The sequence below is a fragment of the Streptococcus australis genome, from assembly GCF_040226615.1.
Classification (GTDB): Bacteria; Bacillota; Bacilli; order Lactobacillales; family Streptococcaceae; genus Streptococcus; species Streptococcus australis_E.
Window position 1 is genome coordinate 101,841 of sequence record NZ_JBCOAT010000004.1, and the last position, 14,994, is coordinate 116,834.

Annotated in this window: 7 protein-coding genes; all 7 read left to right on the top strand. The window is 43.7% G+C overall.

The features are described 5' to 3' along the window. A partial coding sequence (locus tag ABT997_RS05275; RefSeq protein WP_350018915.1) for an LPXTG cell wall anchor domain-containing protein occupies positions 1 to 691 on the top strand: 691 nt, incomplete at its 5' end. 239 nt (positions 692 to 930) lie between these two features. After that, positions 931 to 7,467 carry an accessory Sec-dependent serine-rich glycoprotein adhesin gene (locus tag ABT997_RS05280; protein ID WP_350018916.1) on the top strand — a complete coding sequence of 2,179 codons (6,537 nt, stop codon included), beginning with the start codon at positions 931 to 933 and terminating at the stop codon, positions 7,465 to 7,467. A 304-nt stretch (positions 7,468 to 7,771) separates the two neighbouring features. Further along, entirely contained in the window at positions 7,772 to 8,986 is a 1,215-nt protein-coding gene (secY2, locus tag ABT997_RS05285) for an accessory Sec system protein translocase subunit SecY2 (RefSeq protein WP_350018917.1), read from the top strand. Between the two features lie 8 nt (positions 8,987 to 8,994). After that, positions 8,995 to 10,572, top strand: coding sequence for an accessory Sec system protein Asp1 (gene asp1 / locus ABT997_RS05290; protein WP_350018918.1), 1,578 nt, complete (start codon positions 8,995 to 8,997; stop codon positions 10,570 to 10,572). A 1-nt stretch (position 10,573) separates the two neighbouring features. Continuing rightward, entirely contained in the window at positions 10,574 to 12,118 is a 1,545-nt protein-coding gene (asp2, locus tag ABT997_RS05295; RefSeq protein WP_350018919.1) for an accessory Sec system protein Asp2, read from the top strand. A gap of 5 nt (positions 12,119 to 12,123) precedes the next feature. Further along, on the top strand, positions 12,124 to 12,570 hold the full coding sequence (gene asp3, locus ABT997_RS05300) for an accessory Sec system protein Asp3 (protein ID WP_350018920.1): 447 nt from the start codon (positions 12,124 to 12,126) through the stop codon (positions 12,568 to 12,570). A 46-nt stretch (positions 12,571 to 12,616) separates the two neighbouring features. Then, positions 12,617 to 14,992, top strand: a complete 2,376-nt coding sequence (gene secA2, locus ABT997_RS05305; RefSeq protein WP_350018921.1) for an accessory Sec system translocase SecA2 — start codon at positions 12,617 to 12,619, stop codon at positions 14,990 to 14,992. Positions 14,993 to 14,994 lie beyond the last annotated feature (2 nt).

Genomic DNA, 14,994 nt, shown 5'->3' on the forward strand with positions numbered 1-14,994 from the left:
AGGCTCAGGATCGTTAAGCACTTCGGTTTCCACAAGCGAGTCAATTTCGACATCTCAATCAGAGTTGCTCAGCCAGTCTGTATCGGCAAGTGTTTCAGCATCAGTCTCCGAATCCTTGGGTACCTCGGTTTCCGCCAGTGAGTCAATTTCGACCTCAGAATCCGAGTTGATTAGTCAGTCTGTATCGGCAAGTGTTTCAGAGTCAGTCTCCAAATTAATGAGTACCTCAATTTTTGCAAGTGAATCTATGTCGGCTTTCCAATCTGAGTTGGCAAGAAGTTCAGATTCTATCTCGAGTTCCTTGAGTCAATCTGCTCCAATAAGTGAGTCTGTCTCAACATCGGAGTCTAGGTCTGAATCAGTCAGTCTAACCGAGTCGTCATCGGAATCTTTGAGTGGTTCAATCTCAACTAGTGAAACCCTTTCAGAATCCTCATTTGACTCACATAGACACTTAGAGTCATTCAGTCATTCTCAGTCTCTTTCAAGGTTGGATTCAACAAGTGAGGCTCAATCTGATGGGGCTCCGGGATTACTCATCCAGTCCCTATCTAACAAAGAAAGCTCTTCGAAAGCCGTTCTTCCGGCAACTGGTGAAAAGAGATCTACAGCATCAACCTTATTTGCTACTCTTGCATCTTTCATTGGACTAGCTCTATTGGGGCGCCGTAAAAAAGAAGAGGAAGAATAATGATATTTCTCTGTGGGAAAACCCCCGTCTAGTATTCAAAGTGTCTGCAAAAGAACCTCATTTTGAGGTTCTTTTTTTCTTTTTTACCCTACTAAATTTTACGGATTTTATTAAAAGAAAACGGAATTGCTTTTGGGGAGGAAATTTTTTGAAATTTAAATTGTTATCTACCTCAAATTACTTGAATATGTATAGTAATGATGTATAATATTAATGACTATAATGTTGAGGGGATATTCATGTTTTTGAAAAGTTTGAATGGAAAAGTTAGGGAGATGGATCGAACGACTCGTTTCAAGTTAATCAAGTCTGGGAAGCATTGGGTTCGATCTGAAAATTCCACTTTAGGTTTATTTAAAATTGTTCGTGGAGAAGTAGAAAAAACAGTTGTAATAAAGTCAGATAAGGAGCGGGATGGGATCCGTTCTACAAGTCAATTCGTACTGAAAGGATTATTGGCGACGGGAGCAACTGTTGGTGCCACCGCTATTATCAATACGGCCTATGCGGATGAAGCAGGTGTTGATGTGGCGACAACCTCTGAATTACAGAAAGAAACCTTAGCAGAAGCTAATAGCTTAGTGATTGGTTCAGTATCTGATGCAAGATCACTGTCAGAAGAAAGTCTAGAATCGACAAGTGCTTCGGCTTCTTTAAGTGAGCAAGGTTCTGAGAATCTTGCTGTGACTCTGAGCGAATCTACCTCAGAAGCTGCGACGACATCAGAGTCAAGCGTGGAAACGACAGAAACGGTTCTAGGAGCAACGGATAAAGTTGGTCTGGAACAGAATCTGTCAGAGGCGACCTTATTGACCCAGATGGCCGAAAACTATGCTTCAAACCTTACAGATGCGAATCAGAAAGCAGCTCTCTCGGTTGCGATCGCTAAGGTGCAAATAGAATTGTCAACTAGTACTCAGTTGCTTCATGAAAATGGGGAAACGCAAGCATTTGTGGATCAGCGTCAACGGTTAAGTAAGTCTGTTGACGAGATGATGCTTGCTTTGAAAGCGACAGGTTTTGTGGGAAATAGCAGTGTAAACGGCAAACCTGCTATTGCAGCTCAGTTAGCACCAATTTATGAAACAGTAAGAGATTCTAATGAGTTATCAGAAATTACCCCTGATTTGGAAGACCGAAACGGAGCTAACATCGAAGATGTTGCTTTGAAATTTGCAGGAGTAGAAAAGGATCCGCATTTAGATAAATCTGTTACAAATCTTGATCCTGAGGCTCTCAAATCTCTTTCTGAGACTCATGATGTGACGCGCTATACTTTTGCTATTTGGGATTTCGTTAATCGAGTGAAGCCGGATCCTCTGGATTATTATGCAACCTTGTCTGTCGACCGTAGTTCGATTGATTCAACTAGCCCTAAAGGTGTCGATGTATACTTCCGCTTGGTTAAAAAGTCTAGTGGTACGGAGGTTTATGCTCAAACAGTTAAAGCAAATAGTGTGGTTGAGTTTGATTTACCAAAGGAATTAGTTGGTTCAGATACAAACCGCCAATACAGGGTCTTTTACTCAATTTATAATGATGGGAAACCTGGAGTTATACGGATGCAAAGTGTAAGTTACCAGACTCCTAAATTTATGATTCAACAGCTTTATGATGTGCTAGAACCTAAAAATGTAGGTCTTTATGCACCATCGACAGTAGCATCCATTGTTCCATCACGAAGTGCTGAACATGTCACCTATTACAAGCTCATTGACGACAAGGGAGAATTCCGACAAGGAGCTTACGTCCCGAATGGTAGGGAAACTGTTTTGGCCTCTTATGCCCAGGTTGGTATTGAAGGTCAGGAGTACACAGCTTCAGCTGCTCGACAATTGGATGGTTTTGTTCAAGTTCCGCTAGTAGACTACCATCAGAATAAAATGTCTGGCGTCTTTGATTTGAGAAAGGTTGGAGAACAGAATGTAGATACTTATTGGGGAGGGGCAAGAGACCATTATATTAAGCTTGTCCGAGAAGTGACGAGTCCAAATGGCGATTTCACCTTAAAATACTATGTGTTGGATCCTTCCAAACAGAGAAATTACCGGAAAGGTGATAACGGTACAGTATTTGACCTTGCAAATTATACCTTAGTCTATGAAAAGGCCTTTAGAAATGATCATTGGAATGAAACTTTTGAAAATCTTGAGACGCGAGAGGTAAAAAGCAAGAAAGAAGATTATTCTCTTACAGTTACTCCTGATTTTTCAGATGGAAAAAACTTTAAGCTAAAAATCTCAGGTTGGTTCTCCTTGACAGAGAAGGAGAGCTATACGGATGAAAAAACGGGTAAGGAATATTCTTTCCGCAAGCCCTATACTTCCGCTCCAGAAAAACAAGCACAACTGAGCGGTAGCCATATTGTGGGTGATGATGCATCCCTTCAAGGTGCTGATGGATTTTCTAAGTTTTATCATACGGTTTCGACCCGGGTTAGTTACTTTCCATTGAAGAGTGTGAATTACTATTACAGAAGAATGACTCCTTCTGAATTGAGTTCTCAATCATTCATTTATTCAGCTTCTCATTCGATGTCAGCACAAGATAGTCTTTCCTACTCAGAAAGCAACTCACAAGTAGTTGCTTCAGAGTCTAAATCTCTGTCTGCAGCAGTTTCTCTGTGGGATAGTCAATCAACATCCTTATCTGAGTCGATCTCAAGTAGTGACTCGGTATCAGATAGTTTTTCAATTTCACAGGAACTCGAATCTCAATCGTTATCCTCTTCTCAGTCTGATTTTCTGAATAACTCAGAGAACTCAGCCTCAGTAAGTAGTTCTCTGTCGGCTTCAGAGGCATTAGCTTCTGAATCATTGAGTGGTTCCATGTCTGTATCAGAGTCGATCACTTCATCATCGACAAGTGCATCGGTCTCAGTATCAGAGGTAGTCACTTCGGAATCAGTAAGTAGCTCTCTATCAGCGTCAGAGAAATCCGCTTCTGAATCATTGAGTGGTTCCATGTCTGTGTCAGAATCGATTGCTTCGGCATCGATAAGTGCATCGGTCTCAGCGTCAGAGGTAGTCACTTCGGAATCAGTAAGTAGCTCTCTATCAGCTTCAGAGAAATCCGCTTCTGAATCATTGAGTGGTTCCATGTCTGTGTCAGAATCGATTGCTTCGGCATCGACAAGTGCATCGGTCTCAGTATCAGAGGTAGCCATTTCGGAATCTGCAAGCAGTTCTCTATCGGCTTCAGAGAAATCCGCTTCTGAATCATTGAGCGAATCCTTGTCTGTATCAGAATCGATTGCATCAGCCTCAACAAGTACTTCTGAATCTGTAGCTCAAATAGAGTCGTCTGAGCTTCAATCTGCATCAGTATCTGAGTTGGCTTCGGAATCAATTAGCGTATCCATTTCAGCAAGTACATCCGAATCTGAATTGAATTCTAAGTCTGTTTCAATTAGTAGCTCAGAATCAAGCTCACGCAAGCAAGCTTCTGAATTGGCGTCCGTTTCAGCTTCAGAGTCAGTATCAACCAGTGAGTTTGTATCGGAATCGATTGCTTCGTCATCGATAAGTGCATCGGTCTCAGCGTCAGAGGTAGTCACTTCGGAATCAGTAAGTAGCTCTCTATCAGCTTCAGAGAAATCCGCTTCTGAATCATTGAGCGAATCCTTGTCTGTATCAGAATCGATTGCTTCGTCATCGACAAGTGCATCGGTCTCAGCGTCAGAGGTAGTCACTTCGGAATCTGCAAGCAGTTCTCTATCAGCTTCAGAAAAATCCGCTTCTGAATCATTAAGTGGGTCGCTGTCTGTATCGGAATCGGTTGCATCAGCCTCAACAAGTACTTCTGAATCTGTAGCTCAAATAGAGTCGTCTGAGCTTCAATCTGCATCAGTATCTGAGTTTGCTTCGGAATCAATTAGCGTTTCCATTTCAACAAGTACATCCGAATCTGAATTGAATTCTAAGTCTGTTTCAATTAGTAACTCTGAATCAAGCTCACGCAAGCAAGCTTCTGAATTTGCGTCCGTTTCAGCTTCAGAGTCAGTATCAACCAGTGAGTCTGTATCGATAAGTAGCTCAGAATCAGTTTTGAGTTCAGAATCTGTTTCAATCAGTAGTTCTGAATCAACCTCACGTAAGCAAGCCTCTGAGTTGGAATCTACTTCGGCTTCAGAGTCAGTCTCAATCTCAATCAGTGAGTCTGTATCGGTAAGTAGCTCAGAGTCAGTCTTGAGTTCAGAATCAGTTTCGACCAGTGACTCTGAGTCCACTTCACGCAATCAAGCATCTAAGTTGGCGTCGGCTTCAGCCTCAGAGTCAGTCTCAACTAGCACTTCAGCATCTGTAGCTCAAATGGAATCTTCTGAACTTCAATCTGCATCGGTGTCTGAGTTGACTTCGAAATCAACCAGCGTTTCCATTTCAGCAAGTACATCCGAATCTGAATTGAATTCTAAATCTGTTTCAATTAGTAGCTCTGAATCAAGCTCACGCAAGCAAACTTCTGAATTTGCGTCCGTTTCAGCTTCCGAGTTAGTGTCAACCAGCGAGTCTGTATCGGAATCGATTGCTTCGGCATCGACAAGTGCATCGGTCTCAGCTTCAGAGGTAGTCACTTCGGAATCAGTAAGCAGTTCTCTATCAGCCTCAGAGAAGAGAACTTCTGAATCATTAAGTGGTTCGTTGTCTGTATCGGAATCGGTTGCATCAGCCTCAACAAGTACTTCTGAATCTGTAGCTCAAATGGAATCTTCTGAACTTCAGTCTGCATCAGCGTCTGAGTTGACTTCGAAATCAACTAGTGTTTCAGTTTCAGCTTCGACAAGTGCGTCCGAATCTGAATTGAATTCTAAGTCTGTTTCAATTAGTAGCTCAGAATCAAGTTCACGCAAGCAAGCTTCTGAATTAGAGTCAACATCAACATCTGATTCAGTATCAACCAGTGAGTCGGTATCAGTAAGTAGTTCAGAGTCTGTTTTGAATTCTACATCGGTTTCAGTAAGTACATCTGAATCAACCTCACGTAAGCAAATTTCTGAGTTGGCCTCCACTTCGGCCTCAACCAGTGAGTCTGTATCGGTAAGTAGCTCAGAATCAGTCTTGAGTTCCGAATCTGTTTCAACAAGTGCATCTGAGTCAATCTCAACCAGCACTTCAGAATCTGTAGCTCAAATTGAATCTTCTGAGCTTCAATCTGCCTCAGTCTCTAAGTTGACTTCGAAATCAACCAGCGTTTCCGTTTCAGCGTCAACAAGTGTATCAGAAACTAGTACGTCGATTTCGGTAAGCGCATCCGAATCAGTCTTGAATTCCGAGTCTGTTTCAATCAGTAGTTCTGAGTCAACCTCACGTAAGCAAACCTCTGAGTTGGAATCTACTTCGGCTTCAGAGTCAGTCTCAATCAGTGAGTCTGTATCGGTAAGTAGCTCAGAGTCAGTCTTGAGTTCAGAATCAGTTTCGACCAGTGCCTCTGAGTCAACTTCACGCAAGCAAGCCTCTGAGTTGGAATCCGCTTCGGCTTCAGAGTCAGTCTCAACCAGTGAGTCTGTATCGGTAAGTAGCTCAGAATCAGTCTTGAGTTCAGAATTAGTTTCGACCAGTGCCTCTGAGTCAACTTCACGCAAGCAAGCCTCTAAGTTGGCGTCGGCTTCAGCCTCAGAGTCAGTCTCAACAAGTACTTTAGAATCTGTAACTCAAATGGAATCTTCTGAACTTCAATCTGCCTCAGTCTCTGAGTTGACTTCGGAATCCACTAGCGAGTCAGTTTCTGCTTCGACCAGTGCGTCCGAATCTGAATTGAATTCTAAGTCTATTTCAATCAGTAGCTCTGAATCAACTTCACGCAAGCAAGCCTCTGAGTTAGAATCAGTATCAACATCTGCTTCAGTATCAACTAGTGAGTCTGTATCAGTAAGTAGCTCAGAGTCTGTTTTGGATTCTACATCCGCTTCAGCAAGTGCTTCAGTATCAGAATCAGAAGTAGCCGTTTCGGCCTCATTAAGTAGCTCTTTATCAGCATCAGAGAAATCCGCTTCTGAATCATTGAGTGGATCGTTGTCTGTATCAGAGTCAACCACTTCAGCATCGACAAGTGTGTCAGAAGTCGGGGCATCGATTTCAGCAAGTGCATCCGAATCTGTTTCAATCAGTAGTTCTGAATCAACCTCACGCAAGCAAGCCTCTGAGTTGGCTTCGGTATCAACTAGTGTTTCAGCTTCAGCATCAACAAGTGTATCAGAAACTAGTACATCGATTTCAACAAGTGCCTCAGAATCTATCTTGAATTCCGAGTCAGTTTCAACAAGTACATCAGAAACAACTTCGAGCAAACAAGATTCCGTATCAGAGTCCATCTCAACCTTGGCTTCAGCATCGCTTCAAACGAGTGCTTCTGATCCATCTTCGACTTCGACAGACAGATCGACTTCGTCTAGTCATTCTATGCCACTGACACCAAATTGGTCATCCGTTTCGACCTCGGCTTCAAACGTGGTAAACGAATCTACAGTGGTGTACGAGTCCGCTTCGACGATTCTTCAGGAGCCGGTGAGCACACTTGTTTCATCAAAAGCAAGCCAGCTCTCCTCAGAATCGACTTCTCTTTCAACGAGTCGTTCTACCTCTAGTTCGACAAGCCAATCCCATTCACAAAGTCAAGCGACTCCTCAGATGAGCTCTTCTGGCGAGAAATCGGCTGCTTCTGTATCTGAAGCAAAATCGACGTCGGACTCTCTGGGAGTGACGTCACGTGAGCTGTTTATCACGCTTGTAGTGGCTTTTTTTGCAGGTTTGGCCTCATTCTTCCATCGTAAAAAGTAAATACAATCCTCTTTCTTAAAGGTGAGAATTTGCTTCTTTCGATTCTTCTGATATACCGGCAGATCCATGAGAGGATTTGTCGGTTTTCTTTGAGAATGTCGGGTGAAAAGCCTAGTGAAATATGGTATAATGAATGGAGAAAAGCTAGATGAATAGTGGTTCTTCAGATCATCTTCTGAAGAACTTTTTTTCTCTTATAGATCAGGGATCGTTTGGGTGAAATGGTTAAGTTTTACGCGAGTATTTGATGCGCGGATTTAGTTAAGATAAGCATTCGAAAGAAGGGGGAGTAGAAGAGTAGGATATGATGAAACAATCTGGAGTTAGGAATCGATTATTTTGGACGATCCTATTCGTCTTTGTTTATGTTTTAGGAAGTAAAATCACTTTACCCTTTGTAGACCTAGCGAAGGTTCTAAATGTGAACGAAGGTACCGCAAGGGGGCTGGAGTTGACGAGTGCTATCATGGGTGGGAATCTTCGTGGCATGTCCATCTTCGCTCTTGGACTTTCGCCCTGGATGTCTTCCATGATCTTGTGGCGGTTGTTTACAGTATCTAAACGTCATAACCTGGAGAGGACCAGTTCGGACCTTGTGGAGCGACGGAAGATGTACCTGACACTTGCTCTGGCTCTTGTTCAATCTTTGGCCATCTCTCTTTATCTCCCCTTACAAACAAACCTGAGCCCCCTTCTAGTTGTTTCGCTCAATGCCTTGATAATGATAGCAGGAACCTTTTTCTTGGTCTGGTTAGCTGATTTAAATACTGCACTAGGATTGGGGAATTCTATTGTGATCATGATGGCTGGGATGCTCCTGTACTTGCCAGAGGATGTCCTTGGGACCTTATCAAAGAGTGGGGTTTCAGCATACAGCCTTCTGACTCTATTGCCCCTCTTATTAGCATTTATTTTTATGGTCGTTAGCATCGAGTATGCTCGCTATCGGATCCCTGTGAATAAGCTGGGGATTCACAACAGTTTGAAAGCTCACACGTTTTTAGATGTTAAGCTCAATCCAGCTGGGGGCATGCCCTTTATGTATGCCATGACCTTGGTTTCTATCCCGCAATACATCTTTTTGCTGGTCCAAGTCATCAATCCCCATGCTTCATGGGCTGCCACTATCGCTAAGGAGTTGGTCATTGGAGAGCCGGCGTGGATATTGCTCTACAGTCTGATGATGGCAATTCTGTCCTTTGCTTTTGCTTTTGTGACGGTCAATGGGGAAGAAATCGCCGACAAAATGATGAAAAATTCAGAGTATATTGATTTCGTTTATCCTGGAGAAGAGACGCGTAGGTACATCAATCGAATTGTCTTCCGCTTAACGGTCTTTGGGACGCTTTATTTAATCCTGTTTACCGTGTTGCCCTTCCTTTTTCTACTTTGGGATAGAGGGCTCCTGCGTTTGGTCATGGTTCCAGGAAGTTTTCTCATGTTTGTGGGGATGATTTCGACGATCCGGGAGGAAGTTCGAGCTCTTCGCGTGAACCAAGGCTACACAAGATTGTTTTAGGAGTTGCTATGTATTACTTTATACCAGCCTGGTATGGCAGCGAGCGTATTTGGCACAATACGACGACGCCTTGGTATTGGTCGAAAGATATGATTGAATTTGATGAGACTATTCATCAAGTTCGCGTCTTCCATGAAGCGGGAGTGGATCGGAAATTAGTGATTCCACACTATTGCCCACAATTGCGTTACTACCTCCACCGGCAAGATTTGTTGGAAACAGACTATCTATCGACTTTTGATCACATTCAGGGGGTTTCCCCTCATCAAGAGATGGTCCCAATTCAGATTGAGGATTTGGAATGGCCTGCTCACACAAGCTTTACCTATACGCCGTTTCAAATAGTGGCATTCTGTCGCGGTCAGGAGATTGCTAGTATCGATCTGGGGATAGACGGTAATATCTTATCAGTTAGACGGGTAAAGGATCAGGAAACGGTTTATGTGCAGTATCTGGATGACCGAGGATTTATTTCCAGTGTCATTTACTACAAAGAAGGAAGTCCCTTTTTCCAAGACTATCTAACCCCCGAAGGAGAATGGGTTTTAAGAGAGTTGTTGACGGATGCTAACCACATGGTCTTTGTCAATGAAGCTTTTCAGAAGCAGTTTAAACGAGAAACCTATCCGGACATGGGAGAAGTGGTTGCTGAAAAATTGAAAGCCAACCTAGGAGACCTGGTTCCGGGTCAAGATCGTTTGGTGATTGCAGCCCATCCAGCCAATCTACCCTTTGTCCAACAAGTGGGACTAGGTCTTTCAAAGGTTCTTTCTTTTTATGGGCAACGTCAGTCGTTATCTCAAGAAGATTCGTCGCTTCATTTTTCTTTAAAAGAGGTTGACTTGGTGCTGACAGATAGTGAAAAAACGAAACAGGACTTGCTTGGTCTTGCTCCAAGTCTTACTTCTAAGATCCATCGCCTGACCTCCTTTGATTCGCGGCTGAGATTGGGAAGCAGTCAGGAGAGGAAGGAGTTGAAAATCTTTTTCCACCTGGATGAAAAGGATCTCCCCTCTCAATCCGTTTTACAGAAAATGTTTGAAATATTAGCGAAAAATCCCTTGTTTGAGGTCGTTTTCGCGATTTACAATGCTTCTGATGAAACAGTAGCGACACTAGAACATCAGCTAGAAGACTTGGCTAGCAAGAAGGGGATAGCTTCTCTAGGGGGGCAGGTTGATTCTCGAGAACTGGGAGAAAACCACCTCCTCGAAGATGCCTCTCTCTTTGAAAAGAAGCAAGATCGTTATCAGGTTCGAAATTTCTTTAACGAGAATGATATCATCAAAGAATTAGAACAGACTCGCTTAATAGTAGACGTAAGTGAGGAACCCAATCTGTATACACAAATTGCAGGCATTTCGGCAGGAATTCCTCAGATCAATCGTACCCATACGGAGTATGTAGACCATTTAAAAAATGGATATCTCTTGGGGGAGATGGAGGAAGAACTAGAAACAGCGATAGACTATTTCCTTAGGGATCTGAAACCATGGAATGAAGCGCTGATTTATTCCGTCGAAAAGATCCAAGAATACACAGGCCAGCGCTTGATCGCAAAATGGGAAGGATGGATGAAAAACTAGGATGGACAGGAAGTTGGAAACAGGCCATATTCTTCAAATTGGACCTACAAATTGGCAGGAAGAAGTGACAATTCCAGAAGGTCTGAACTGGCATTATTTTTCTATCCAACCCCCTCTACAGATAGAGGACTACATGGCGGAGCAAGGTATCAAGCAGTTTCAGGCCTTGGTGCTGGATCATCCAGAAAGACTATTGAGTTTCAAAGAAGAGCTGGGTCTCTTTCAGCCCTACACTGTATTTTATGATCAAGTATATGATCAAGAGTCAGTTACAGAAGAACTGAATCATTTGATGCAACTGGTTCAGGCTAAGGCTTGGGATTTTTCCGATAAGGCTCCCTTTCTCTATCAACTCCATCGTTTCCTTTATGACGGCCAGTATGGGGATGCCTTTAGTGTCAGAGAGTTACGAGTTAGAGCTGACTTTGCAGGCAGTCAAACGGTCAGAGGGAAACACTTTTTGGAGTTAGAGGGTTCATATGGAGAAGAATATACTCCCATAGCCCAGTGGGTCAACACCTATTCGTATGATGGGGTCCTTCCTACGGATCTATGGCTAGAGTACGAGAAAACGCCAGACTGCCAGATCCAGTTGCGGGTCCAATTTTTCCAGAGTGGGACCTTAGGATCTTTAGTGAAGGAGCTTGTCTATTCAGAAGCAGATTTGGAAAGGCCGGTTCTGATTGATGAGCCTGATCGTTATTACCTATCCTTTACACTAGAAGCGAAGGGCCAGGGGCGACTCATAATCGGTGCTTTGCACAAGCGCTTCTCTCATGGTCCTTTTGGAGAAATTGCTCTTGGTTCACAGACTCTCAGAGACAGCAAGCGTCAGGAAATTTTTGCTTATTTCCATCCAGGAGACCTGAAGCCACCTCTGAATGTCTATTTCTCCGGTTATCGTCCTGCAGAGGGCTTTGAAGGCTTTGCCATGATGAAAAATATGGGAGCGCCCTTTATTCTCTTTTCGGATCCACGTCTAGAGGGGGGATGCTTCTATCTAGGCTCTCCGGAGTTGGAAAAGAAGATTCAGGATTTTATCGATGACCATCTTCAATCCTTAGGATTTGGTCCCAAAGAATTGAACTTTTCAGGTCTATCGATGGGCACTTATGGAGCTCTCTACTATGGAGCCTCTTACTCACCTCATGCAATCTTGGTTGGGAAACCGATTGTCAACCTTGGGGATGTAGCTGCCAATCTGAAGTTTAAACGGCCGGATGAATTTGGAACCTCGCTCGATATGATGCAATTGCTCCTTGGTCGAGTGTCAAGTGAAGGCATAGAGGCCTTGAACAAGCGTTTTTGGGATCGATTTCATCAGGCAGAGTTAAAGGATACCCTCTTAGCCTTGGCTTATATGAGAGACGATGACTACGACCAGAAGGCTTATTCGGATATTTTAGAAGCTCTTTATCACCAGCCTATTCGGATCATTAGTTCAAGTCGCCCGGGTCGCCACAATGATGCAACGGAAACCATCATCGAGTGGTTCTTGACCCAATACAAAGAAATCATGGAAAGAGATTTTGGAAGAAGTGGATGATTAGGATGAGAAAGCAAAAAGATCGTCCCCTTTATTGGGGGCCGATCTCTTCAGTTGATTATTTGTGGGGGTCTGTGATAGAAAGACTAGCAGAAGATCAGATTCGATTTACGAATCCTTTGATGCCTTCTGGTCAAGTCTTAAAAAGTTGGAAATCCCTCACAAGCTATGGGGAGGATCGGCTGGCACCCAGTCTGCCACTTTTACAGAGAGGCCGGACCTATGTAGTTGAAGTTCAGATGACTTCTAGGCCTGCTCATACGGTTATGCTAGAAGTTGTTTGCCAGGATCGTTTTGGCAAGATAGTGGACCGGCAGGTCAGTACAGAAGGGCAAGTTAAGTTGGTATATCCAGAGCAAGCTTATTCTTACCAAGTGCATCTCCTCAGTGCTGGGATGCAAGAGTTTACCTTTCGCTATTTCACAATTTCACCGATTTCGTCTGAACAATGAGTTATTCTGATATAGATCAAGCAGATGGATAGTAAATGAGGACCCAGTGGATTCTATAAAATTGAAAAAAATAAAAAAGATCTTAAATGAGGTGAATAGCTGGAAAGATCAGATGTCCCAGTTGGCAGACCAGCAGTTACAAGAAAAGACAGAGGAATTCCGCCGCCGTTTCCGACAAGGAGAGTCACTAGACGATTTGCTAGCTGAAGCTTATGCAGTCGTGAGAGAAGTCTCTCAGAGAGTCTTGGGGATGTTTCCTTACGATGTTCAAGTCATGGGAGCGATCGTCCTCCACCAAGGAAATATTGCAGAGATGGAAACCGGGGAAGGAAAGACCCTAACGGCAACCATGCCCGCCTACCTGAATGCAATAGAAGGGAAGGGGGTTATGGTGATTACCCCCAATACTTACCTGGCAACTCGTGATGCGGAAGAAATGGGTAAGATTTATCGTTTTCTAGGTTTGACAGTTGGAGTTCCACTTCAAGATACTGAGGGCGAACTCTCCCCAGCTAAGAAGCGGTCGCTCTATCAATCTGACATTGTTTATACCACCAATAGCAGCTTGGGCTTTGATTATCTTTCAGAAAATTTAACCGCCTCTGTTGATGGCCAATTCCTAGCAAATTTAAACTATGCGATTGTAGATGAAATCGATTCTATCTTATTGGATAGTGCTCAGACACCCTTAGTGATTTCGGGCTCTCCTCGCGTGCAGTCCAATCTATATGGGATTGTAGACACCTTGATCCGAACCTTCAAAGAAGGTGAAGAGTACAAGGCCGACGGGGACAAGAAACAGGTGTGGTTGACCCCAAAAGGTGTAAAAGCAGCCGAGGCTTTTCTATCCCTGCAGCATTTGTATGATCCTGAGCACCGTGATCTTGTCCGCCATATTAGTCTGGCTTTACAAGCACATCAACACTATAAAAGGGACAAGGACTATGTCGTCCGTTCGAATAAAAAAGGAGAACAGGAGCTTGTCCTTTTGGATCAAGCAACGGGGCGTCTTATGGAATTGACTCGTCTTCAAGGGGGACTTCATCAGGCTCTTGAAGCTAAGGAAGGACTTTCATTGACACCAGAGACACGGGCCATGGCTTCGATTACTTACCAAAATTTATTCAAGATGTTTCAAAAACTTGGCGGTATGACGGGAACCGGGAAGGTTGCAGAAGCTGAATTTTTGGAGACCTATGCCATGTCAGTGATTCAGATCCCAACCAATCGAAAACGGATTAGGCAGGATCTTCCAGATGAGATATACCAGACCTTGCCAGAAAAAGTCTATGCTTCTATGGCCTACATCAAAGAAGTCCATGCAAAGGGAAACCCGATTTTGATCTTTGCCGGCTCGGTTGAGATGTCTGTCTTGTATTCAAACCTTCTCCTTCGTGAAGGAATTCCCCATAATCTGTTGAATGCCAATAAGGCTTCTCGTGAAGCACAGATCATTGCTGAATCTGGGCAAAAAGGTGCAGTGACCGTTGCGACCTCGATGGCAGGTCGGGGGACAGATATCAAATTAGGGCAGGGTGTAGCTGCCTTAGGTGGTTTGGTTGTCGTCGGGACGGAGCGGATGATGAATCGCCGGATAGATCTCCAGATTCGAGGACGATCAGGACGTCAAGGAGATCCTGGAAAAACCAAGTTTTTTGTCTCTCTGGAGGATGATTTAATCAAACACTGGGGGCCAAACTGGATCCAAGATAGGTATCAAGATTACGACGTAGAGGATCGACTTCGAAAAGCCAAACCTCTAACCCGGAGGAAATACCAACGCATCGTCGCTCAAGCTCAGGATGCGAGTGAAAGTGCTGCGCAAGCTAGTCGTTGCTTGACCTTGGAGTTCGCAGAGAGTATGAACATTCAACGCGATTTGGTTTATAAGGAACGGGATCGGTTGATCAGGCTGGACAGACGTTTGGATGGACTGATCGAGAAAATTGCTCGGGAAGTGTTTGCCCAAGTGGCTAAAAATAAAAAGTATCAAGACCCGATTGCCTTCTATCACTATATTTTAGATCATATCAGTTATCAGGTTAATCCTGCTCAGATCCATCAAGCCTTTCCTTCCAAGCAGGCAAAAGAGGATTTCCTCTGGGAGCTAGCCCGCTCGGAGTTGCTTGCTAAATATCAAAGGCTGGAATCCGATGAGGTAATTGCTCAGTTTCAACGGATGGTGCTCTTAAAAGCTATTGACGAAAATTGGGTGGAACAAGTGGATTATTTGCAACAATTACGTGTGGCCTTGTCTGGTCAGTACGCCAGTCAAAAGAATCCACTGGTCGAATTTTACCAAGAAGCCTCTTTATCTTTTGATCGGATGAAGGCTTTGGCAAAAGAGCAGATGGTTCGCAATCTCTTACTCAGTCGAGTAGAAATCAATACAAAAGGGGAAATTGTCCTGTATTTCCCATAAAA

Coding starts and splice junctions, on each gene's coding strand:
- ABT997_RS05280 (WP_350018916.1), top strand. CDS start 931: ATGTTTTTGAAAAGTTTGAATGGAAAAGTTAGGGAGATGGATCGAACG.
- secY2 (WP_350018917.1), top strand. CDS start 7,772: ATGATGAAACAATCTGGAGTTAGGAATCGATTATTTTGGACGATCCTA.
- asp1 (WP_350018918.1), top strand. CDS start 8,995: ATGTATTACTTTATACCAGCCTGGTATGGCAGCGAGCGTATTTGGCAC.
- asp2 (WP_350018919.1), top strand. CDS start 10,574: ATGGACAGGAAGTTGGAAACAGGCCATATTCTTCAAATTGGACCTACA.
- asp3 (WP_350018920.1), top strand. CDS start 12,124: ATGAGAAAGCAAAAAGATCGTCCCCTTTATTGGGGGCCGATCTCTTCA.